The organism is Bradyrhizobium sp. CCBAU 51627 (assembly GCF_028128765.1).
Lineage (GTDB): Bacteria > Pseudomonadota > Alphaproteobacteria > Rhizobiales > Xanthobacteraceae > Bradyrhizobium.
On sequence record NZ_LBJG01000024.1, the window covers coordinates 585,489 to 605,196 of the forward strand.

Annotated in this window: 22 protein-coding genes and 2 pseudogenes; 11 read left to right on the forward strand and 13 right to left on the reverse strand. The window is 59.5% G+C overall.

All coding sequences use genetic code 11. The features are described from left to right. The first annotated feature begins 142 nt into the window (after positions 1-142). The 5 genes from XH88_RS17660 to XH88_RS17680 all read left to right on the forward strand — a co-directional run bounded on the left by XH88_RS17660 (position 143) and on the right by XH88_RS17680 (position 5,698). Positions 143-658 (forward strand): hypothetical protein, encoded by a 516-nt coding sequence (locus tag XH88_RS17660; protein ID WP_271669539.1) that lies wholly within the window; start codon positions 143-145, stop codon positions 656-658. Next, the gene (locus tag XH88_RS17665) at positions 651-1,157 is read left to right on the forward strand and encodes a DUF7665 family protein (RefSeq protein WP_271669540.1); all 507 of its coding nucleotides are present in this window, start codon (positions 651-653) and stop codon (positions 1,155-1,157) included. The genes XH88_RS17660 and XH88_RS17665 overlap by 8 nt, the downstream gene beginning before the upstream one ends. Then, complete coding sequence (locus tag XH88_RS17670; protein WP_271669541.1) at positions 1,105-1,623, forward strand: hypothetical protein; 519 nt, start codon at positions 1,105-1,107, stop codon at positions 1,621-1,623. The genes XH88_RS17665 and XH88_RS17670 overlap by 53 nt, the downstream gene beginning before the upstream one ends. Before the next feature lie 2 nt (positions 1,624-1,625). After that, positions 1,626-2,978, forward strand: coding sequence for a hypothetical protein (locus tag XH88_RS17675; RefSeq protein WP_271669542.1), 1,353 nt, complete (start codon positions 1,626-1,628; stop codon positions 2,976-2,978). A gap of 224 nt (positions 2,979-3,202) precedes the next feature. Next, positions 3,203-5,698 carry an NACHT domain-containing protein gene (locus tag XH88_RS17680; protein WP_271669543.1) on the forward strand — a complete coding sequence of 832 codons (2,496 nt, stop codon included), beginning with the start codon at positions 3,203-3,205 and terminating at the stop codon, positions 5,696-5,698. A gap of 159 nt (positions 5,699-5,857) precedes the next feature. Here the strand turns inward: XH88_RS17680 and XH88_RS17685 are convergent, their stop codons facing one another. Beyond that, a complete protein-coding gene (locus XH88_RS17685) occupies positions 5,858-6,118 on the reverse strand; it encodes a pyocin activator PrtN family protein (RefSeq protein ID WP_271669544.1) in 261 nt (86 codons plus the stop codon). Between the two features lie 264 nt (positions 6,119-6,382). Here XH88_RS17685 and XH88_RS17690 point away from each other — a divergent pair, with 264 nt between their 5' ends. Continuing rightward, positions 6,383-6,868, forward strand: coding sequence for a hypothetical protein (locus tag XH88_RS17690; protein WP_271669545.1), 486 nt, complete (start codon positions 6,383-6,385; stop codon positions 6,866-6,868). A gap of 37 nt (positions 6,869-6,905) precedes the next feature. On the opposite strand, the gene XH88_RS17695 is transcribed toward XH88_RS17690, so the two are convergent. From XH88_RS17695 to XH88_RS17715, 5 genes are all read right to left on the reverse strand, one after another. After that, the gene (locus XH88_RS17695; protein WP_271669546.1) at positions 6,906-9,686 is read right to left on the reverse strand and encodes a caspase family protein; all 2,781 of its coding nucleotides are present in this window, start codon (positions 9,684-9,686) and stop codon (positions 6,906-6,908) included. Positions 9,687-9,697: 11 nt separating this feature from the next. Further along, the gene (locus XH88_RS17700; protein ID WP_271669547.1) at positions 9,698-10,063 is read right to left on the reverse strand and encodes a hypothetical protein; all 366 of its coding nucleotides are present in this window, start codon (positions 10,061-10,063) and stop codon (positions 9,698-9,700) included. 225 nt (positions 10,064-10,288) lie between these two features. After that, complete coding sequence (locus XH88_RS17705; protein ID WP_271669548.1) at positions 10,289-11,005, reverse strand: SOS response-associated peptidase; 717 nt, start codon at positions 11,003-11,005, stop codon at positions 10,289-10,291. A gap of 3 nt (positions 11,006-11,008) precedes the next feature. Further along, positions 11,009-11,458: a hypothetical protein gene (locus tag XH88_RS17710; RefSeq protein ID WP_253587629.1), complete on the reverse strand. Its 450-nt coding sequence runs from the start codon at positions 11,456-11,458 to the stop codon at positions 11,009-11,011. Positions 11,459-11,504: 46 nt separating this feature from the next. Beyond that, complete coding sequence (locus tag XH88_RS17715) at positions 11,505-11,900, reverse strand: hypothetical protein (protein ID WP_271669549.1); 396 nt, start codon at positions 11,898-11,900, stop codon at positions 11,505-11,507. 147 nt (positions 11,901-12,047) lie between these two features. Between XH88_RS17715 and ku the strand changes: the two genes are divergently transcribed. The 3 genes from ku to XH88_RS17730 all read left to right on the forward strand — a co-directional run bounded on the left by ku (position 12,048) and on the right by XH88_RS17730 (position 14,009). Continuing rightward, positions 12,048-12,980 carry a non-homologous end joining protein Ku gene (gene ku / locus XH88_RS17720; protein WP_271669550.1) on the forward strand — a complete coding sequence of 311 codons (933 nt, stop codon included), beginning with the start codon at positions 12,048-12,050 and terminating at the stop codon, positions 12,978-12,980. Between the two features lie 64 nt (positions 12,981-13,044). Then, positions 13,045-13,548: an NUDIX domain-containing protein gene (locus XH88_RS17725; RefSeq protein WP_271669551.1), complete on the forward strand. Its 504-nt coding sequence runs from the start codon at positions 13,045-13,047 to the stop codon at positions 13,546-13,548. Beyond that, positions 13,545-14,009: a metallophosphoesterase family protein gene (locus XH88_RS17730; RefSeq protein WP_271669552.1), complete on the forward strand. Its 465-nt coding sequence runs from the start codon at positions 13,545-13,547 to the stop codon at positions 14,007-14,009. Before XH88_RS17725 ends, XH88_RS17730 begins: the two co-directional genes overlap by 4 nt. 176 nt (positions 14,010-14,185) lie before the next feature. Here the strand turns inward: XH88_RS17730 and XH88_RS17735 are convergent, their stop codons facing one another. From XH88_RS17735 to ligD (XH88_RS17750), 4 genes and pseudogenes are all read right to left on the reverse strand, one after another. Beyond that, positions 14,186-14,419: a hypothetical protein gene (locus XH88_RS17735; RefSeq protein ID WP_271669553.1), complete on the reverse strand. Its 234-nt coding sequence runs from the start codon at positions 14,417-14,419 to the stop codon at positions 14,186-14,188. Next, positions 14,406-14,594, reverse strand: coding sequence for a hypothetical protein (locus XH88_RS17740; protein ID WP_130228312.1), 189 nt, complete (start codon positions 14,592-14,594; stop codon positions 14,406-14,408). Before XH88_RS17740 ends, XH88_RS17735 begins: the two co-directional genes overlap by 14 nt. 67 nt (positions 14,595-14,661) lie before the next feature. Then, on the reverse strand, positions 14,662-14,826 hold the full coding sequence (locus XH88_RS17745) for a hypothetical protein (protein WP_171947749.1): 165 nt from the start codon (positions 14,824-14,826) through the stop codon (positions 14,662-14,664). Between the two features lie 334 nt (positions 14,827-15,160). Further along, a pseudogene (ligD, locus tag XH88_RS17750) lies at positions 15,161-16,108 on the reverse strand (non-homologous end-joining DNA ligase). A gap of 141 nt (positions 16,109-16,249) precedes the next feature. On the opposite strand from ligD (XH88_RS17750), the gene XH88_RS17755 reads away from it, so the two are divergent. After that, entirely contained in the window at positions 16,250-16,867 is a 618-nt protein-coding gene (locus XH88_RS17755) for a cell envelope biogenesis protein TolA (RefSeq protein ID WP_271669554.1), read from the forward strand. Positions 16,868-16,921: 54 nt separating this feature from the next. Here the strand turns inward: XH88_RS17755 and XH88_RS17760 are convergent, their stop codons facing one another. Then, a complete protein-coding gene (locus tag XH88_RS17760) occupies positions 16,922-17,089 on the reverse strand; it encodes a hypothetical protein (protein ID WP_271669555.1) in 168 nt (55 codons plus the stop codon). Next, positions 17,090-17,993, reverse strand: a pseudogene (ligD, locus tag XH88_RS17765) (non-homologous end-joining DNA ligase). A gap of 122 nt (positions 17,994-18,115) precedes the next feature. Here ligD (XH88_RS17765) and XH88_RS17770 point away from each other — a divergent pair. Continuing rightward, entirely contained in the window at positions 18,116-18,304 is a 189-nt protein-coding gene (locus tag XH88_RS17770; protein WP_091881179.1) for a DUF3606 domain-containing protein, read from the forward strand. A gap of 26 nt (positions 18,305-18,330) precedes the next feature. On the opposite strand, the gene XH88_RS17775 is transcribed toward XH88_RS17770, so the two are convergent. Then, a complete protein-coding gene (locus XH88_RS17775) occupies positions 18,331-18,609 on the reverse strand; it encodes a hypothetical protein (protein ID WP_271669556.1) in 279 nt (92 codons plus the stop codon). Positions 18,610-19,708: the final 1,099 nt, after the last annotated feature.

Below are 19,708 nucleotides of genomic sequence, written 5' to 3' on the forward strand. Positions count from 1 at the left end.
TTGATAGTTGACGGGATCGTAATGGGCTTTGGGCCCTATTTTTGGACCCATGACTTGACGACTTCGTCATAAACATACGCGACGATATCGGCATATTCAAGCAGAATCGTCGTGGAAACATCTGAAAACACGAGGTTTTGCTATGAATACCCATACCAACCACCAGCATCCGGAGGGCCGGCCTCACGACGAGGCGGTCCATGTCGAGGTCGAGATCGAGGACCGCGTCGAGGTCTTGGTGATCCCGATCACCGATAACATGGTACTGGTGGAGCTGATCCGCACTCAGCTTGAGCTCGATGCCGACGTGCATCTGTTCGAGCGCGACCATGACCAGCCCCTCCATCATCATCCGCAGGGTCGCAAGCACCTGCGGATTGTCGGCCATCGTTGCCACCAGGTGACGCTGGAGGTGCGTCAAGAGCACCTCGTCAAGCATCACCATTTCCCGCCGTCGACGACGGTGTTCCGTGCTCTCCAGTGGGCGGTCGGAAAGCACGGCTACAACCTTGATCCGATGCAAGCCGCCAAGGCCAACTTGATCCTGCCGGGCGCCGATCAGCCGCTGCCTCGCGAGGATGTCCTCGGCAAGTACGTGAAGCATGGTCACTGCACGCTGGTGGTCGATCTGACGCTGAAGGACTTCACCAATGGCTGATGAGACCCTCTCGGCCTCGCAGCGTTCGCTGGAAGCGCACCTCAATTCGGTGCGCTTCCAGTGCGGCATCGAGGAGGGGCGCTGGACCCTCCTTCGCTACGCATTTCCCGTGCTCGATGTTCGGGTGACGGGCTGCGAGCCCCACAGCGGTACAAAGGCCAGCTTGGAGTTCCAGTTCGTCTGCGACAATTTTCCTGCGCTGGGCCCTTTCGTTCAGCGCTGGGACTTTGCGCGGCAGACACGGCCGCCGGCACCCGCCAACGGCACCACATCGCCCGGCGTCGTCGATGCGTTGAAGGACTGGACGCGCGACGGTACCAGCGACCACGGCGGGATTTACCGCGCATGGCAGCGCTACGCGGCGCTACACAACGGCTGGGCGGCAAAGCGCCCGGACGAAGTTTGGCGGCGCGACCGCCACATCACCTTCATCATGGAGCATCTCTATGGCCTCGTTTCTGAGCACGCTGCTTGGTTGGCTCGGTCTCGCGCCGCCTAGGCTGCGCTGCCGCGCCTCGATCTGGAACGATGGCGTGCAGCAGCTCGCGCGGCGCACGCTCGGTGCAAGGCGCGAGAGCGGCGCTTATCTCCTCGGCACGCATCGGCCGGATGGCAGCCGGGACGTTCTCGACTTCATCTATTACGACGACGTCGATCCGGAAGCGCTCAGCACCGGCATCGTGACGATCCGCGAGACCGCGTTGCCGCGCTTATGGGAGATTTGCCGTGCGCGCGGCTACGGGGTTGTCGCCGACGTTCACGTGCATCCCGGCGGTTTTGGCCAGAGTGAATCCGATATGGCCAACCCCGTCATGCCGCGCGCGGGGCACATCGCGTTGATCCTTCCTCACTTCGCCCGCAACAATCCGCAGCCAGGCTCGATCGGAATGTTCGAGTTTCTCGGCAACGGACAGTGGGTCGAGCATAGCGGCAAGGGCCACAAGTTCTTTCGTCTGGGAGGTTAGCGATGACGAAGTTTTGGAAGCGCTCGCGCGTCACGAAGGCGCTGACGGACGGCGGGCGAGCTGGGTCCTTCGAGGAAGCGGAGGCACGGCTGAACAAGGTGCGCGTGGATGTCGTGCTCGGCGATGACCAATTGGCCACCGCCGCCGGGCAAGCCGCGGCATTGACCGCTGTCGCGACGGCCCGTAAGTGTTTCGGTCGGGTGACGCTGGTGATGGCTGGCGACGCGCCTCTGATCACCATCTTGCCGATCGGTGAGACGGTCAAGGCGGCGGCACGGCGCCTTGGCGCCCGGGTCGACACGCATGCGAGCAAGCTGGCGACGCACACGATCCGCATCGGAAATACCCCGGCTGGTGCCAGATGGAATGTCCGGTGCTGGTGGGATCGCTGGTTGGCCGGGACGCGCGCGTTCGATGACGACAGGATCGGGGACAGCCGTCTATCGGTGTCGGGCGTGTTCGCTGGCGCGGTTGCCGTGCGACAGGTCTTTGCCTGTGTTCTGGCAGGACGTGACATCCCCGTGCGCGATGCGACGGTTTCGCTATGGACCTCCTGGCAGCGGGCGAGCATGGATGAGATCGGACCCGAGCGCTTCGATGTTCCCGACAAGCTCTGGTTACTCGGTCTCGGCCATCTTGGCCAAGCCTTCGTATGGACGCTCTGCTTCCTGCGCGGGGAGGGCGAGCGCCTTGTTGTGCTTCAGGACAATCAGAAGATCAGCGAAGAGAACGAAGCAACGAGCTTGCTGGTGCTTCCCGGTGATGAACAGCTTGGTGAGAAGAAGGTGCGCGTCGCCGACGTCTGGCTCAAGCAGGCTGGCTGGGAAACGAGCTTGATCGAACGCCGCCATGTCGGTGATGTCGCCCTCGGCGACGATGATCCGCCCATTCTGCTTTCGGGCCTCGACCGGCTGAAGCCGCGGCTGGTGCTGGCCAAGCATGGTTTCCCGTTCATGATTGACGCCGGCATCGGGCATGGGGCCGGCGACTTCGAGGGTATTCAAATGCGCACCATCGTGAACGGGAAGCCGCCCGCGGGTCTCTGGAGCGAGCCCGCCAAGGCGGAGGAGATCGAGGACGGGACGAAGGGTCTCTTGGATCGGCCGGCCTATCTGGAGCTCGAGCAGCATGTCGGCGAATGCGGCAAAGTGAGCTTCGCCGAGGCGAGCGTAGCCGTCCCATTTGTCGGCGCGGCCACCGGCGCGATCGTCATCGGTCAGGCGATCCGACTTGCAACGCTGGAGCCGGCCCCAGTCTTCCTTCAGATGGAGCTCGGCGCGCCGGACATGGCAACGTTGGGGGGGCTCACCGAGGCGCCGCATTCTAATCTAGGAAGCTTTTCGATGCGGCTTTAAGCGAACATCGCTTCGTCTAGACGCGGCGCAGTTCGACAGCGCTCGGGGAAGCCGGAAGTTCCGGCCACTTCCAGCTTTCAGAACATCGACGATTGCTGCTATGAGACCAATAACGTAAGCACAGCCATGAGCGGTTGCGGCGCGGGAACTTGCACAGCGCCACCGAAGCGTGATCCAAAGAGCCGCGCTGCTTACCGCGGCGGCTTTGCAGGAGGTTGGGGCGAATGTCGAGGCCGGGGGGCCAGAACACAATCGAGAAAGGCAATGCCTTTCGTGACTTGGTCGCGTCGATGCTCGAATCGGCGAGCTTTATTGCTGAGACCGAAACGCGCGAAAACTTCAAAAAAGTCGACGTCCGCTGGCGGCGTGAAGACCTCGATGGGCCTCTCAGATACTTTGTTGAGGCTAAGGATTACGAGGGCACGCTCGGTCTCGCGGAATGCCGCGAATTCGTTTCCGATTATGGTGCGCTAATTGAAAGCAACGATGCTGATCGCGCCTGGCTCATTTCCAAGGGGCCGATTAGCCCAGATGGCCGAGCGTTAGTCGACGCAAAGCGTGGCTGTAAGGCGATGACATTCGCCGAGTTTCAGCGTCGCCTGCTCGGGCTCGATAGCTATCTTCACGATCTAATCGCGTCGTTCGATGCTGAGCAGATTGCCGATTGGTATATTCCACTACATACCGATGATGACGCTGATCTGGAGAGAGTCGTACGCAAATGGATTGAGGAGGCTGATGCACTTCCCATAGCCATTGTCGCGGGCTACGGCAAAGGAAAGTCCACATTTGCTCGACACCTAGCGTCTGTCTTGGCTCGTGAGGCTCTAAAGGAGCCTTCGCTTCGCGTACCGGTGCTTGTCCCGTTGGGTGATATTGTCGATGAGCAATCGCTTGAGGGGCTATTGGGAAAGGTTTTCACGACCCGTCCCGGTGTGCGCGGCTATAACTTTGGCCTGTTTGAGAAGCTCAACAAGGCTGGTCGGTATGTCGTGATCTTCGACGGTTTCGACGAGATGAAGCATGGGATGACCCTCGCTCGCTTCGAGGCCAACATCACCGAATTGATGCGACTAGACAAGAATGCAGCAAAAATCATCATTCTTGGTCGCGACACCGCGTTTCAGGATGACTATGAATTCAAGTCAATCATTCAAGGACGTCAAATTACTGCAGGCGGACAAGAGATTGCTGCCCGAGGGCGGCGCGCCTTTCGTGAGTTGACCGTCCGGAATTTCACCGCGAGCGAGGCTCGGAGGTTCGTCAAAAGTTTTTTTCCAGTTGTCGCGCGTGAGGCCGTGCGCGGATCGGGGAAGCCTGTCGATGAAGCCTGGATCGCAACGCGGTTGGCCGAACTACTGAGCGATGCTTTCGACGAGCTACTCAAGCGGCCAGTGCACGCGCAGATGTTGTGCCAGATCGCAACCGATCCGAGTCAATCGCTTACCGATCTTTCGAAATACCGCTTGTTCGATCGGTTTGTTCACTTCCTTATCGATCGGGAAGTAAACAAGCGTGGTCGAGACCCTCATTTTTCGCTGGAGGTCCGACGAAACTTCAACCGAGCTCTAGCGTTTTGGTTATGGGAGCAAGGCGGTGTTTCAACGGTTACGCTCGCATCCGTCCCTGCCGAAATTTGCCGACAGGCCACATCCGACGTTCGGCACGATTATGATGATACCGCGCTGCGCAAGGAGCTGACTGCCGGCTGTCTCATCGAAAAAGGCGCAACCGGGACAATTTACTTCGGTCATCGGTCGCTGCAGGAATTTCTTGTTGCCGAACACCTGATCGCAACGGACTTCAATGGAGTGTCGAGCGAGGATAAGAGTGCCGCGGTGTGGACGCTTGCCCTGATAACGCCCGAGATTGGCAGTTTCATCGTGGAAGCCGCGAATTCCGCGAGCCAAGTGTCCGAAGCCGTATTGATGTGGTTCGATATTTTGAAGGACCTTCGACGCAGGGGCGTCCCTCGTTCTGGGGTACGTTTCTTGTCGGAATTGTATCCGCTTTTTTCTGAATCTCTCGCGCGTGCGCATGATCCCTGGTTTATCTGGCTTCGCTACTTTGCCGCAAACAAGGCCGCCGAGTTTGCTCCGAAAACGTCGGCAGCCGCTGAGCAGCTCGCAGCGTCATTCCGGTATCTTGCCGGCAACCGAGAGCAGCAGGCCGCTGCGCTAATGCTCTTTGCCGAAGTGTTCGCGCGGCATTCCGATGTGCGTGGGAAGCTAGCCACCCAATTCATTGCGAAATGGCTCGATCCCGGTGGACTACGAGCTGCGGTGCAGACAGCACGAGAGATCGGGCGCAACAAGCCGCACTATATTCCAATAGACGACAATTTTCCGCTTTGGTGTTTTCTGCATGCAGCCAAAGTGGAAGGGAATCCACTACGTGTGACGATTGATCTCGTTGAATTGAGAAAGCGCGCTGGTTTCGCAATGCCGATGGGATTTGCTGACGAACAAGACGAAAACGTGCCTGAAGATGCCCGTTATTTCTCCGCGCAAGTACAACCGATCTATCGATCATGGGGGGTAAGAGAATCTGAGCTGGATAAAATTCGACCGTTCTTTACTGATGAAAAGGTTCGCGGAAGGATTTTGCCGCTTGAAGTCGTGCGGACTGCCCGCGAGGATTTTGATAAACCAGCAGCCAGCGCCAAGTCGGTCAAGAAGGCGACCTTGAAGTTGAAAAGGCGATCTCCGCCTCACTTGTGAGGTCGAGGGGCCAATTTTGTCGTTGCTGGTTGAAGAATCTGACAAGTTACTCTAGCGGGTCACACCCCGTTCCTGCACGTTGCTTGTGCCGGGGGAGCAAAACTCGCCCAAGCCATTGTGACGATTTCGGCTGTCCCCGAGCCTTGAAGCGTGCCGTCTTTATCGGCTCATTGTCGCCAGCTCCTTCCTTGCCGCGGCTATCCGTCCGTCGAGGTAGTTGGCCAGATCCACGAGATAGATGCCTTTCGCGCATTTTTGGCTTGCCTCGATGCGGACCAAGGGAATCGGAATCTCTCCGAGGCTCAGTTTTTGAATCAGCTTGTTGGCGCTCAAATGCGTGAAATAGTCTTGGCAGGCCTGCTCGACGGGAATGATCGCCTTGCCTCCGTACTGAGCCATGAGAAGAAAGGTAGTGTTCATCCAATGCTCCCGGATCGGCCCTAGGAGTAGAATGGTAGACAAGACCATGCGGCTTGTTCAGGCCCGAACTAGGCCCGGTGCGGTATTCGGCGTCTTTCGCGCATAATTAGGAGCGCCGCGATCGCCTCCCGGAAGCGGCAAACAGCGGCGAGCGTCTGCCGCCAATCGCTCAGTTACGTAAACTGGTGCAGGACGGCTTTTGCGACAGCAATTGGGACCTGGACGTCCGAACTCTGGCGCCGTCGAGCACATTACGATGAGAAATTGGGCGAGTTTCTCGACACCCGTGTGTCCCGAAGCAAAACAGACTTTGTGCTGTTTACTCCACCCCAGGTCATTTCGCTCGGTTGCCCACAGTCTGTTCCATTTGTGGTTCGAATTTTAACCCAGGAGACCGGCCCTTTCGCACTGGATCAGCCGTTGAACGCGGTATACGCACAGCTGCCGGGACGTACAATACTCCTCAACTTCGCTCACTACCGGTGTTGGGAGCATCAATACTTTAAGTTTGTCATCAATCCCGAGACAAGCTGCAGCAATATCGATCTGATATTTACTCAAGGGTTGGGACACGCCGTCGGGTTAGGCCACTTCAATGAGGCAAACTCCATCATGAACGCGGTCATCCATGTGATGCAGCGGCTCGAGGCGGACATTGATCTGGCCGCCGGTCGGGTCATGCGCTCGGTGCAGGGGGACAAGCCGGGCGTATTTGAATTCACGCGTGACAATGGCGTTCCCGTTGAGTGAGGCTTTATCGCTTCTACATTGATGGCCCAAAGATGGCTCACTTAGGTGCTGATGGCTCCGGTGGCTGTCCTGCAGGTTGGCCGGAAGTTAGTGCACGAGGGCGAATGTATTGCTCAAGCCAAATCTTGGCTCCTGGTGACATCACACGCTGAAATCCGGCGTCAAATGCGTTCTTTCGGGCAGCCAGGATTTGTGTCGCTCTCCAAATGCGCAGCGTTTCAGGAGTTTGCGCGAGTTCTTCCTTGATCCGCCTTTGTTCCGCTGTTGCGATTGAAATCAATCGAGCCAGGGACGGCGTCCACGTGCTCGACGCAGCCGCGGCAGTCTTGGTGGCGGTCGCAGTTGCTAGGGCTTCGAGGTCCGTTCGCGCTGCAAGATAGTCCCGCAGAGCGCGTTGGGTATCCAGATCAGCATGATCGGATAACGCAGCCAGATCCTGACGCTCCCCATACATCACAAGTGCCGCAACCGCCCGCTGTTTCGCCAGCACGCCCGTTTGGGACAATCGCCGTACCTCCGACAAATCCAAGCTCTTGGAAGGTACGAGGGATATCAGTTCAGGCCAGTCGAGCAGGTCTGCGTCGTTGATTCTGGCCATTAAAGATCCCGCCGTTCGATCTGGCCGAAGGCGAGATAGACACTCGTATGCCGCGTATCGTAGCTCCAAAGAGCTCGAAGTCAGCATGTCCGAACTCGGGACCAAAGGGCGGCGAGCATCGCTTAGCGCCATCATGGCGTTAGCGCGGGTCGCGAGATCATTGTGTTTCGATGCGATGAGTTGAAGAACTGCCTGAATGTTCTTGGCGGATGGGTCGGGTGGCTCAGATGCCAGCCACTTTGAGAGGTGATCAATCAATGGCGCAGGGATCGGTCGCTGCGCGTCGAACGGCATCTGAATGTCGATCGGACGGCTGTCGCCATCTTCCATCGCTCGGAGTAGAAGCGGACCGTCTCCGGCGGGCGCCTCGACAACGACACGAAGCTGTGACCTGCATGCGTTGCTTGTCAGTTGAAGCTTCAGGCGATCGCGAGCAACCGCTGTATTTGCCGAAGAGGCCATTGTCCGCACAAGGGGCGTCATACAATTTGGATCGGCACCGTCCGCGCGAAAGAGCATTAGGTTAGGAAGCCGATCGGGCGTATCCAGTTCTTGCAGGCGGGGCGGCTTCACTCCGAACAGATCTGCGTAGCGGGCAAGATCCTCGAGCTGGTAGCTGGGCCAGAAGCCGATCAGATGATAGATCGCCGATTGATCCAGATCACATTTGGTTCTAGCGGCAACGTCAGCTAGCGTCGAATAAGCACCATTGAACAGAGCGCTACGAGCCGCAGCAGAGAAATAGCTTGCTCCGCCGTCAGGGCAGGGAGCCGCAATGTGTTGGATGATTGCTCTCTGGTCAAAACGAGTGTGATCGCCGAGCGATTGCTCAAGGGTGCTGAATGCTTCCCGGGGCACAAGCCTCAATAGCCCGACGATAGCCATGGAGCGGACCTCGTTTCGAGGCGCATTCGCCAAATCGCGGAGGCGAGCCAGATCGTCCTTTGTTGCAACTTGGGGAAACATGACTCTGACATAGTGAGCCCGTTCCGGATCGAGAACTGGAGCGTCGAGGAGAGGCAGTAAGATTGCGCGAGCCTCTTGCTGTCGTCCCTGCTCAATCATGCGCCCAATCGTGCCGATATCATTGAGTTGTGACTCAATCAGCGCGTCGATCGATTTCCCCGGGGGCGCGACAAGAGGCTTTCCATTTCGCAAGGGGCTGTCTGCCCTGAGCGCGGGCGAAGCAAGAGGAAGCTCTCTGACCAGACGCGGATAAGTTGGAGCGCCGAAATCCGGGTGGCCTTGAAACACGCGGACGGAATTTGCATCGATTGCCTCGGCATAACGCGTGCCATTAACAATGCTGAGATAGCTCAGCCCCAGAAAAGCCGTAAGACCGAGAAATCCGAGAAAGAGATTTCGAACGCTCTTTCGGTGGAGCCCTCTACTGATCCGTCCCGCATCGACGCTTAGCCCGGCCGATTTGTTTCGCCGGTGAATGAAGAGAAGTGGATCTCCGCCATAAGAGCCCGCAACGAGCGGCCGTTGTGGCGGTACGTCCGGATGCAAAACCTGCAAGTCTTCGTTGAGGCCAAAATCGATCGCATCCACAAGCCCCGCAAGTTTGATGTTTCCTGGTGTTACGCCGACAGGCGTCCTGCCGGACAAGACCTCGATCAAATGCTTCGAGAACAGAGTTCCGCTGTGGTCCGCCAATTCCCAAGAGGGCTCGTTTGAGCGAGATGCCGCGAAAACAATTCGAAACTCACTGTTTTCGGCTCGCCGAAAGAAGAGAGGGGCTTCTTCTGCAAAGCCGGCGCTTACGCAGCAATCAAGCACAAGAAAAACGCCGCGCGCACGATTGGGCTCCAGATTTGCTGCAAATGCTGCGGCCGATATCCCCGTTCCTTTTAGATCATTCCTGAACGTGTCTCGGCCGCAAAGATATATGTCACCTGCCGGACCGTCCCGGTATGCGTGACCCGAAAAGTAGATAAAGAGCACATCGTCAGCCTGGGCGCTCGCGGTAGTGCGCTTCATCGCCTCCACTATCTCTGACGTTTTGGGCGAGAGTCTTCCACCGAGCAGCTCGACCCTGGTCGGATCCAGAGCACAACCGTTCGGATCAACAAGGGCTCGGTACAAGCTCGCTGTCTGCCGCGCCGCTCCGTCTAGCGTTGCGATCTCGGGATCATCGAAACGACTGACGCCAATGCACAGCGCAGCCGTCACACCGGTTTGTTCGTCGGTGTGAGGCAGGTGCAACCCGAGGGGCATTCGTATCTCGGTTAGAACCAGGATGACCAGAAGCGCCGGCGAGTTTCCAATTTACGCCCTTGCCTGATGTCGTCTGCGTTCAAGACGTCGCCGCGCGGGGTTGCCCCCTCGGAGCCGCCAGCCGATGAGACTCCCGCCGCGGTGCTGAAGATCAAAAATCCGTTGATCACGCCCACGAAATAGTCCATGCCGCCGCCACCGCTCAGTGTCACTCCGATGGCCGCGACGACTTGAGCAATCGCCAATCCCATCCACCGAGGCGCAAGATTGAAGGCTGTCTTAAGCCCGTTCGTAACGACGAACACAATTCCCGTTGCCCCCGTCAGGGTGAGCATGCTTTGCGGCGTAAAAAATTCGTTTGGCAGCATCCCAGCCATGATCAATCCCACTTCAGATCGTGATGGTCATATGTACCATAAGTTATAGGAGTGCCAAGGCATACACTGTCCGTTGCGCCCGACGCAGAGACCCAGGCCCCAACCTTGTCATCCTTGTCGGGCATCACGATTGTCAGCGCATCATCGGGCAAGGGGCGTGGTAGCCTCTTGGCCTCGTCCCACGGAGCGCGCATCCAAACGTGCGCTCCTATCCGGTGGTCGGGATCACCGCGGTGGGTCTTCCTTGACGCCGCAGGCGACGATCCGGAGTGCTCCGTCCGGCAGCGGCCTTTGCAATTTCAGAGCCTCGTCGGGAGGAGCCGTCATCCAGGTCTCGACTTCTTCCGGCGTTGTCAGGATGACGGGCATTGCCTTCGGATGGATGGCGCCGACCTCGGCGTTCGGCTCCGTCGTGAGGAACGCATAGAGGTCGTTGGTCGTCTCACCTTCCTTGACCTTCCGGACCGACGTCCAACTGGTCCAGATGCCGGCGAAGCAGGCAAGGGGGCGGGTATCATCGAACGCGAACCAGATGTCGCCGCCCTCACCCTTGTTGAACTCGCTGAACGAGTTGAACGGCACCACGCAGCGATTTTCAGTTCCGAGCCATCGCGTCCAATGCTTGCTTTTTACGTTGCGGATGTTGGTCGTGCCGCTGTCAGGCTCCATCCGTAGCAGTTCCTTGAAATCGACCGGCTTACCCTTCGCCTGCAGCTTCTCGGCTCGTTTCTTCGTGGCGTCCATCAGCGCTTTTGATGACGATGGCATTCCCCATCGCGCAGTAGTGAGTTCGCGGCCCTCGGCTCCGTTTCGCACGATGGGTGCCTTGTAGTCGGGAAATACTCCTGGCATCGGCGCTAGATTTCCAACGTATCGGTTCACGACACGAAACAACGCGCTGATCGCGGCCTGGTTGGTCGTGATTGAATAAAGATTGCACATCGGTCAAGATTCGGTTCGAGGGTGGCGCGGCTGCCACGTCAATTGTAGCAGAGTCGCGGATGGACGCCGGCCCGCCTTGGCGCATTTGCGGCAGCGCAGCCGGCTGGCGAGATCGTGCACGAAAGTGGTCGGCGGGTGCTTCATCGCCGCGAGGTCCACGTCGCTCGGCGTCTTGCAGCGCGCGCATCTGATCTCTAGCCAGGGGAAGCCTCCATTCACAGCCTGATCGATGGTCGGCGACGGATCGATCGGTTCGCCGTCACTCCACATCCGCTCATTCCAGCTTTCGCAAAGCAGCCTATCGGCTTGCTGAATCATCGCCTCGCCTTTGGCCCGCATCTCCGCCGACTGGGTAGCCAGGATGTTAGCCATTGCGCGTGCCTTGCCGAGCTCTTTTGCCAGAGCCTTGCGATCGCCGCCCGACAGGGGCGTAGGGTGATACTTCGGGGCCATCCGGACATCCAGGCGCAAAGAGATCGGATCGGCAAATCCAGAGCGACTACGGCGTCTCGAACGCTGGCCAGCACCCGTCTTCTTCATGCCTGCCGGTGCGTTGCTGGCAGGTGTTGTCGAGCAGCCGCTGCGCCACGTCCTTCCAGACCGCGTTGGCGCCATACAGGCGAATGGCATCGGCGGTCTGGATTTCCACGGTCCGCTCGCAGCGACGGCAGGAGACGCGGAGTACGTGGCGCTGAATTTCGGAAAGACACCGCTGCCGCATTTGAGCCCCGGTCGTGTCGGCGCGAGGGTCTCTGAGGACGGATTCCCAGTATTCGGCAGGAAGCGGCGCCTCTGGAGCCGCAGCGGAAGGGCTCGGCCTACGGGCGGCTTCGGCGGCCAGCTTTTCCATTTGCTTGGTGGTCGGCATGCGCCAGCTCGCGGGTCGGTCGGTCATCTCTCCATTAGAACATAACATGAACAAAAGTCGAGTCCGTCCATTGGCCTAGGTGGAGAAAAATCGGCCTGTCGGACGGGGCGCGATGTCGGAACCATGGCGGGCCCTTCGTCTTGAATCCGGCATCAGTAATGGAGTTCCCCCGCGATGGCCCCCCGCGCCAACTGGAAAGGCTTCCTGCGTCTCTCCCTCGTCACCTGTCCGGTCGCGCTCTATCCGGCCACGTCGGAATCCGAAAAGGTCTCTTTCAACCAGCTGAACCGAAAGACTGGCCATCGGATCAAGTACGCCAAGGTCGACGCCGACACCGGCGAGGAGGTCGACAACGAGGACATCGTCAAGGGCTACAAGGTTGATACCGATACCTTCATCGAGGTGACCAAGGAGGAGCTTGAGAACGTCGCGCTGGAATCGACGCGAACTATCGAGATCGACGAGTTCGTCGACCGCAGCGAGATCGATCCGCGATATCTCATTCGCCCCTACTACCTGCGTCCTGACGGTAAAGTCGGGCACGATGCCTTCGCCGTCATTCGGGAAACCATCCGCGAGATGAACAAGGTCGCAATCGGCCGTGTGGTGCTGACCAATCGGGAGCACATCATCGCGCTCGAGCCGTTAGACAAGGGACTGATGGGGACGCTGTTGCGCTATCCTTATGAAGTCCGTTACGCGGACGAGTATTTCGACGACATCCAGGATGTCAAAGTGACCAAGGACATGCTCGATCTCGCCAAACACATCGTCAATCAGAAGGCGGGCCATTTCGAGCCGGACAAGTTCGAGGACCAGTACGAAACGGCCCTCATCGATCTCATCAATCAGAAGCGCGCGGGCAAACCCATCACCGCCAAAGCGCGTCCTCGAGGTGAGAACGTCGTGGACCTGATGGACGCACTGCGCAAGAGCATCGGACGAGACGCGATGGGCCCGACAGAGGCGCCGAAGAAGACGGCCAAGAAGCCGCGCAAGGCGGCGGCAGGGCAAAAGGAAATGCTGATGCCGATTGCCGGCAAGAAGCCAGCGAAGGAAGCCGCGGCAAAGAAGCCGGCGGCCAGACCGCAGCGGAAGTCAGCCTAGCGCGTCGTGAAGCGTCCCTTGATGCCAGACGGCCGTTAGTTCGTCGTCCGCGGCAAGGAGCGATATGGCTGCGCTGAAAAAGACTTCCGGGAGATCGATGTTGAGTGCGGGCATTCTCGCATACCGCAAGGGCACTCGCGGGCTCGAGGTTCTGCTCGTTCATCCCGGCGGTCCGTTCTGGCGCAAGAAGGATAATGGCGCTTGGTCCATTCCGAAGGGCGAAATCGATGGCGCGGACGCTCCGGAGCAGGTCGCGCGGCGCGAGTTCGCCGAAGAACTCGGCTCGAGTGCTTCGATTGGACCGCTCCGGGCGCTGGGAGATATCCGACAGCGAGGAGGAAAGCGTGTCATCGCGTTCGCCGGCGAGGGGCATTTTGACCCGGCGGCTCTGACCAGCAACACCTTTGATATCGAATGGCCGCCACGAAGCGGTCGACGGCAGAGCTTTCCCGAAGTAGACCGCGCGGAATGGTTCGATATCGAGTTCGCACGGACCAAGATACTGTCCGCTCAGGTCGAACTTCTCGATCGTCTTTTGGCGATCGCGGCTGAGAGCGACAGAAAATGATGTTCAGGATTGGAATCATTTCGGACACGCACGGCCTGTTGAGGCCCGAGGCGGAACGAGGCCTGACGGGCGTCGATCACATCATTCATGCCGGAGACATCGGGCGCCCCGAGATCGTGGATGCGCTTCGTCGGATCGCGCCCGTCACCGCCATCCGTGGAAACGTGGACAGTGGCGAGTGGGCCGGCGAATACTCCGACACGAAACTCGTGCGCCTGGCGGGAAAGTCGATCTACGTTCTGCACGACCTGAAGACACTCGAGGCCGATCCCGGCGCCGGCATCGACGTGATCGTCTCTGGGCATTCCCACGTACCGAAGATCGACACGGTCGGCGGCATTCTCTACCTGAATCCCGGCAGCGCGGGGCGGCGGCGCTTCAAGCTGCCAATCACGGTTGCGACGCTCGAAATCACGCCTGAGGGGATGCGACCGGAGATCCACGACCTTGGAGGCGATTGAACGCAACGTCGTGGAGGGAGTGCGCGAGGCATACATAGCCGTCACCCCACACGAGGACCGGAAGCAAGAGATTCGAGACGCGAGCGATACCGATGTGGTGACAAACGCACGGCGCCATTGCTGCGGCTTCATCGTAGTGGCTACAGAAGCCAAGGTGGCCGCGAACAAGAGAAAGGCTAAAACGACGCCGGGATAGGGGGGCGGTGAACCGTCGCCAACGTTGTCACTTTCCGCTCCTCAGGAAACCGCTCCAGGGTCATCAACGCCAGCTCGACGAGGCGAGGCAGCGGCTCGGTCGACTTCTCCCAGGTGATGATGGTCTGGCGCGATTTGACGCCCAGCGCCATCCGCAACGTGTCTTGTGTGAATCGGTTACGGCTGCGCCATTCCGGGAGTTCAGTGCCGAGCATCGGTCGGCTCCACAGTGGTGACGGTTTCCTCCGCGGCGACATGGCCGCTCCACCAATTCAGCTTGACCTTACGAGTCCGCACGACCAGGCGGTGCAGGCCAGTGGCCATCGCCTTGCGAATGACGTCCAAAGTTTGGACGTCAATTTTTTGGACATTTCTTGGTGATTCGCTCATCGATGCCTCTGAAACTGCGGGTGAAACGGGAATTTGGCACCGTCACCATACGGGCAGATGGTTAAATTCAACTTAAACGCCGAGAACTTAATTTCTTGCGGACATCCGGCTTCAGCCGCTTGCCTGACACGTAGGCAGCAGCAAGCTCGCCAGCGACCAAAAGGACGAGCGCTCCGAAGGTGTAGGCATCGTGAACGGTGTAAATAATTGCGGCCCAGCCGATGGTCTTCATAGGACAATCCCCACGTACCCAGGCTTTTCGCCAAGGCCAGTTACGTGTTGGGATCATCCCTGTGCAATCGAGGCCCATTGCGCGTGGTGCACAGCGTGCGCACCAGGAAGATCATTCTAGATCCGGCGGCGTGCCGGTAGCCATTGTTGGGATCGCTAGTCCCTATTCTCCTCGTATTACGATCCGAGGTGCGAGCAATTGTCGCCACCGGGCTGTGGGTCTGACTATGCTCTGATGCGGAGTCCTGTGTCCGACCGATTCATGGCGGATTCGCGGCAGCTCGCGCGCCGCCGACTCAATTCGTTACGTTCGCCGGTTAGGTACGAAGGGGTCGCTATTTGCGCGAACGTTCTCGTTCGCGCACGACATCCTTGGCCCGCTTGTCGGACCTGAGCCCGAGATAGACCGGCTGGCGCAGTTCGCCCTTGCTTGTCCACTCCGCGAATTTGACCTCGGCAACCAGCGAGGGCCTGACCCAGGTCTTGGCGGCCTAGTCCTTCACTTTGGCAAGAAAGGGTGACTTAGAGACCCTCAGCTTCAAGAGCTTGGCATAGAGGTCTTCCAGGGCCTTGTGGGTGAAGCCAGTGCCGACATGCCCGATGTAACGCCATGCGTCGTCTTCCCGCACGGCGAGGACCAGCGCGCCAAAGAACGGCCTGGTGCGCCTGGGCGCCGTGAAGCCGACGATCACCACTTCCTGTCGCTTTGCCATCTTGATTTTCAGCCAATCCGGGGTCCGGCTTCCCGACGCATACGAACTGTCGGCGCGCTTTGCCATGATGCCTTCGAGGCCCTTCCGCTCGGCCTCGGTGAAGAATCTCGTACCGTCCCCTTTGCGGTGAGGGCTGAAGGCGATCAGCTTGTCGCGCGGCAGGATTGCCTTCAACCGTTTCTTGCGCTCGAGAAGAGGCCGCTTGCGCAAGTCTGTTGCGTTCTCAAACATGAGATCGAAGGCGCAATACACGAGCTTCGCCTCATGGCGCAGCGCGTTTTGAAGCAACTGGAAATGCGAGACGCCGTCCTTTCCGATCGCGACGAGCTCCCCGTCGATCACGGCATCGCCCTTCACCCCCTCTAGCGCTTTCGCGACCTCGATATAGCTGCGGCTGATGATCTTGCCGTTGCGGCTGTAGAGCGCAACCTTGCCTCGCCGGATTTCCGCAATCATGCGGAAGCCGTCGTACTTGTCCTCGAAAACCCAACCAGGGTCGTCGAACGGCGCGTCGGTGAGCGTAGCGAGCATCGGCTGCAGGCGTTTGGGCAGGGTCGACGTCCGGCTCATTCGAGACCAATCCTTAAGAGCACGTTGCGAAATGCATGGACGTCCTTCAAGGATTAGGGAACGGTTCGGAGCCGCGTCGTGTTCCGCAGACTCCGTGGCATGCGACGTTGACGCTCGATTAAAGGAGGGCGGATCAGACCGATGGCGAGAAAACTGAAAACCTTTCAGACTTCGCTGGGCTTCTTCGATCTCGCGATCGCCGCTCCTTCCATGAAAGCGGCCCTCGAAGCCTGGGGCGCCAACAGCAATCTCTTCCACCAGGGCGCGGCGAGGGAAAGCGACGATCCGGACATCATCGCTGCGGCCATGAAGAAGCCTGGCGTCGTTCTCAAGCGCCCTGTCGGATCCGACCGATCCTTCAGCGAGCAAGCCGAACTGCCCTCTGATCTCGGCGGGGACAGAAGATCGACGAACGCCCCGCGCAAATCGAAGGGCCAAACTGCGAAGAGGCCTTCCTCACGTCCCGTCGACAAGACGGTCGAGCGGAAGGCTGCACTCGCCTACGAACGGGAGGAGAGGCGTCGGGAAGGTGAGCGGGCGAGGGAAGAGGCCGCCAGGCAGAGAGAACGTGAGCGCCGTCAGCAGGCGGTCGACAAGGCGCAGGCTGCGCTGGACATGGCGGAGCAGGAACACGCGAAGCGGGCCGCCGCCATCCAGGCCGAGGTTGAGGCTCTCGCGAAGAGATCGCAAGCCGAAGACAATCGCTGGAATAAGGAGAAGGAGCGCTTGGAAGCTGCGCTGCGGCGCGCCCGGAGTTAATCTCTTGACGGGTTCTTGCTCCGTGGCACCGAGGAAAGCCCAGAGGTGCCGTCATCATCGTTCGGCGTCTGGTATGCGCGCTGCGGCTCGGTTCACCGCGGTGCGGTGTTGTCGGTCTTCAGGAGCGATCTCCATGACCGCTCGATGGAGCTCGGCCGGAATAGTCAGTGGACTTTCCGGCGGCTTGTTCGCCCATTGCCAGAAGCGATCAAACGCATCCATTCATAGGTCCTCCCGCAGGCCCCGGAAGAACGGGTGCCGGACCTTGCCCTCGGCCGACTTCGCGCGATACTCGATCTCGGCCAGAAGCTTGGGTTCGACCCAGATGCCCTTGTGACCGATGCGCTTGGTGTAAGGCTGGGTCTTTCGGATGAGGGGTCTAAGCCGTCTCTGCAGATCGGCGGCCGAGACCTTGTCGAAGCCGTGGTCGACCTTGCCAGCGTAGACCAGATCATCACCCTTGCGCCGGCCGACGTAGATGCCGTCCCACTTCGTCCCATCGAGTGCGAAGCCGGCAATGGTCAACGTCTCACGCTGTACGCAGGTCTTTTTGACCCAATCATTCGTGCGTCCCGTTGGATAGGCGCTGCCCCGGACCTTCGAGACGACGCCTTCGAGGCCGAGCTTGCAGGCGTGCGCGAACATCTCGCGGCCGTCTATCTCGAAGCTTTCGACTGAACTGGACGTCGGTGCCGCTTAGAATCTTCTTGAGTTCGGCTTTGCGCTGAGAGAGCGGTAGCTTCCGGATATCTCGGCCGTTCAGATAGAGCAGATCGAACGCGACGAGCACGATGCTCTTCGATTTGCCCTTGAGCTCGTTCTGCAGGACCGAGAAATCGGTCGTGCCGTCGGCGGCCGGTACCACGATCTCGCCGTCCACCACCGCCGAGTTCGCCTTGATCCGCCAGGCGTCATGAGCGACCTTCTTGAAGCGATGCGTCCAATCGTGGCCGCGCCGGGTGAAGATCTTCGCCGCCTCGTTGGCCAGATGGACCTGAACACGGTAGCCGTCGAACTTGATTTCGTGAATCCAGCGCTCTCCGGATGGCACCTTCTCGATCGAGGTGGCCAGGGCCGGTTCGATAAAGCCGGGGAAGGGCGCCTTGACGCCGATAGCCGCCGGCATTTTACGCTGAAACGCCTCTGAAGAACTCCACGCTACAGCCGATTCAAATTGGCACAGATCGAATCGTTCCGGAACCTGCGAATCAGTATCGCGTTGCTTCGATGTCACAACAGGAGGCACCGATGGCGGTAGCGAAGAAGAGCAAGACGGCGCGCGGACGAAAGCAGGACCGGGCGCGGGTGGCCGGCGGGCAGGACTACGAAGTACAGTACGAGGCGAAAAAGACGGGAAAGTCGGCGCCGGCGGTGAAAAAGGCCGTCAAAAAGGTCGGCAACGCGCGGAAGCGCGTGGAGAAACGGCTAGGCCGCTGACCTCGGAGACGGGCTGGCGTCGATGTTTAGCGCCGGTCCTCCTCGTCAGGGGCGCATTCTGGGCAGGTATCACCAATTGAGTCCAGCACGTCGCGAACCGCGGCCTCCGCTGCTTGAGGGGAGACGTCTGCTGGCGGGTCCTGACGGGCGATATCGAACGCGCGCTCTCGTGCGTGCGGCTCGGCGCGGTCCTGCATCCAACCGTGCTCCTCGCACTCGCGGATGGCGCCCGCTTCGTTCAGCACGTGGATCGCCCAGCCGCGCAAGGCGCGGATCGCCGGCCGTCTCTGCTTGGTCATCAACATTGAAATAGACTCCGAATACGACGAATCCTGTGGCGCGTCGTTTGTTCCGGCTGCTAGCACAAGGCTGGGATTCTGGGTCGTGGGATCTCGTGGTTTTTCGAAGGCCGAATTTTCCGCCCGGGCAGGTGCTAGGGTGGGCAAGAACGAACTGAAGAAGCGGTTTTTCCGATACTTCAGACGTCCGAGCTCAGGTGGTCAGTCCCTATCCGATTAGCGCGCGCGGCCGTCGCCGCACCGGGCTCTCGTGAACCGAGCCGCGCTGCGTCTCGGCCTTGCGGCTTCGATCCCTCGCGCACGGGCAGATCACGCCCTCCGGGGCAGAAACGAAAAACCGGACCTTTATGCAGCAGCCACCTGCACAAAGGTCCGGCCTTATCTTAGCGTGCCGCGATACCAAACGGCTGCAAAGGACGCTTCATATCCTTTGGGAGGTCTCGCTCTTCATCCGGGTTTTCGACCCGGAGGCGGCAGTACATCAGCAGCCGATACGGCTACTTCTTTTTCTTTGAAGTCTTCTTTGCCACCTTCTTGGTAGCTGCCTTCGCGGTCTTCTTTGCCTTCTTCGCTTTCTTGGCCATGTCGTCCTCTGTAAGAATTGGCTCTCAGTGAACATGCCCACGCCGTGCATAGACATGCACACGAGTGAGACGATATCACAAAAGCAAAATTGATACCAAGCAGACGTGAAGCCGCATTGAGTCGCTCGCCGGAGGCACTCGCTCTCGGGTCCCGCCGTCATTGCATTCCGGCGTCGCTATCACTGTCTCGGGCTCGGGTGGCTTCTTAACCGGTGTTGGTCCGAGTCCCGCCGCTACGCGTCGACGCTATCCTGACTCTCCTGCTGGTGCCTCTTTCGCCGCGTCCGCGAGCGGACTTCGCTTTCGCTCCGCCCACAGGCTTCTCGCCTGCATCACGTTCGCTCAGGTCTTGGCACGTGCGGCAAGAGCCGCACCGGGCTCTCGTGAACCGAGCCGCGCAGCGTCTCGGCCTTGCGGCTTCGATCCCTCGCGCAAGAGCTTTGGTGCTCCTCGCCGGGGGCACTCGGGAAAGGGGCTCGCCTGCGGCGATCGCTATCACTGCCCCGTTCCCGGGTGCCGCT

Excerpts from the sequence above, each read along its gene's own strand:
- XH88_RS17685 (WP_271669544.1), bottom strand. The coding sequence starts at position 6,118 with ATGAACACTACCTTTCTTCTCATGGCTCAGTACGGAGGCAAGGCGATC.
- XH88_RS17755 (WP_271669554.1), top strand. The coding sequence starts at position 16,250 with ATGGCGAGAAAACTGAAAACCTTTCAGACTTCGCTGGGCTTCTTCGAT.
- ku (WP_271669550.1), top strand. The coding sequence starts at position 12,048 with ATGGCCCCCCGCGCCAACTGGAAAGGCTTCCTGCGTCTCTCCCTCGTC.
- XH88_RS17665 (WP_271669540.1), top strand. The coding sequence starts at position 651 with ATGGCTGATGAGACCCTCTCGGCCTCGCAGCGTTCGCTGGAAGCGCAC.
- XH88_RS17695 (WP_271669546.1), bottom strand. The coding sequence starts at position 9,686 with ATGCCCCTCGGGTTGCACCTGCCTCACACCGACGAACAAACCGGTGTG.
- XH88_RS17735 (WP_271669553.1), bottom strand. The coding sequence starts at position 14,419 with ATGCTCGGCACTGAACTCCCGGAATGGCGCAGCCGTAACCGATTCACA.
- XH88_RS17730 (WP_271669552.1), top strand. The coding sequence starts at position 13,545 with ATGATGTTCAGGATTGGAATCATTTCGGACACGCACGGCCTGTTGAGG.
- XH88_RS17760 (WP_271669555.1), bottom strand. The coding sequence starts at position 17,089 with ATGGATGCGTTTGATCGCTTCTGGCAATGGGCGAACAAGCCGCCGGAA.
- XH88_RS17770 (WP_091881179.1), top strand. The coding sequence starts at position 18,116 with ATGGCGGTAGCGAAGAAGAGCAAGACGGCGCGCGGACGAAAGCAGGAC.
- XH88_RS17775 (WP_271669556.1), bottom strand. The coding sequence starts at position 18,609 with ATGTTGATGACCAAGCAGAGACGGCCGGCGATCCGCGCCTTGCGCGGC.
- XH88_RS17740 (WP_130228312.1), bottom strand. The coding sequence starts at position 14,594 with ATGAGCGAATCACCAAGAAATGTCCAAAAAATTGACGTCCAAACTTTG.
- XH88_RS17715 (WP_271669549.1), bottom strand. The coding sequence starts at position 11,900 with ATGACCGACCGACCCGCGAGCTGGCGCATGCCGACCACCAAGCAAATG.
- XH88_RS17700 (WP_271669547.1), bottom strand. The coding sequence starts at position 10,063 with ATGGCTGGGATGCTGCCAAACGAATTTTTTACGCCGCAAAGCATGCTC.
- XH88_RS17705 (WP_271669548.1), bottom strand. The coding sequence starts at position 11,005 with ATGTGCAATCTTTATTCAATCACGACCAACCAGGCCGCGATCAGCGCG.
- XH88_RS17675 (WP_271669542.1), top strand. The coding sequence starts at position 1,626 with ATGACGAAGTTTTGGAAGCGCTCGCGCGTCACGAAGGCGCTGACGGAC.
- XH88_RS17680 (WP_271669543.1), top strand. The coding sequence starts at position 3,203 with ATGTCGAGGCCGGGGGGCCAGAACACAATCGAGAAAGGCAATGCCTTT.
- XH88_RS17660 (WP_271669539.1), top strand. The coding sequence starts at position 143 with ATGAATACCCATACCAACCACCAGCATCCGGAGGGCCGGCCTCACGAC.
- XH88_RS17670 (WP_271669541.1), top strand. The coding sequence starts at position 1,105 with ATGGCCTCGTTTCTGAGCACGCTGCTTGGTTGGCTCGGTCTCGCGCCG.
- XH88_RS17725 (WP_271669551.1), top strand. The coding sequence starts at position 13,045 with ATGGCTGCGCTGAAAAAGACTTCCGGGAGATCGATGTTGAGTGCGGGC.
- XH88_RS17710 (WP_253587629.1), bottom strand. The coding sequence starts at position 11,458 with ATGGCCCCGAAGTATCACCCTACGCCCCTGTCGGGCGGCGATCGCAAG.
- XH88_RS17745 (WP_171947749.1), bottom strand. The coding sequence starts at position 14,826 with ATGAAGACCATCGGCTGGGCCGCAATTATTTACACCGTTCACGATGCC.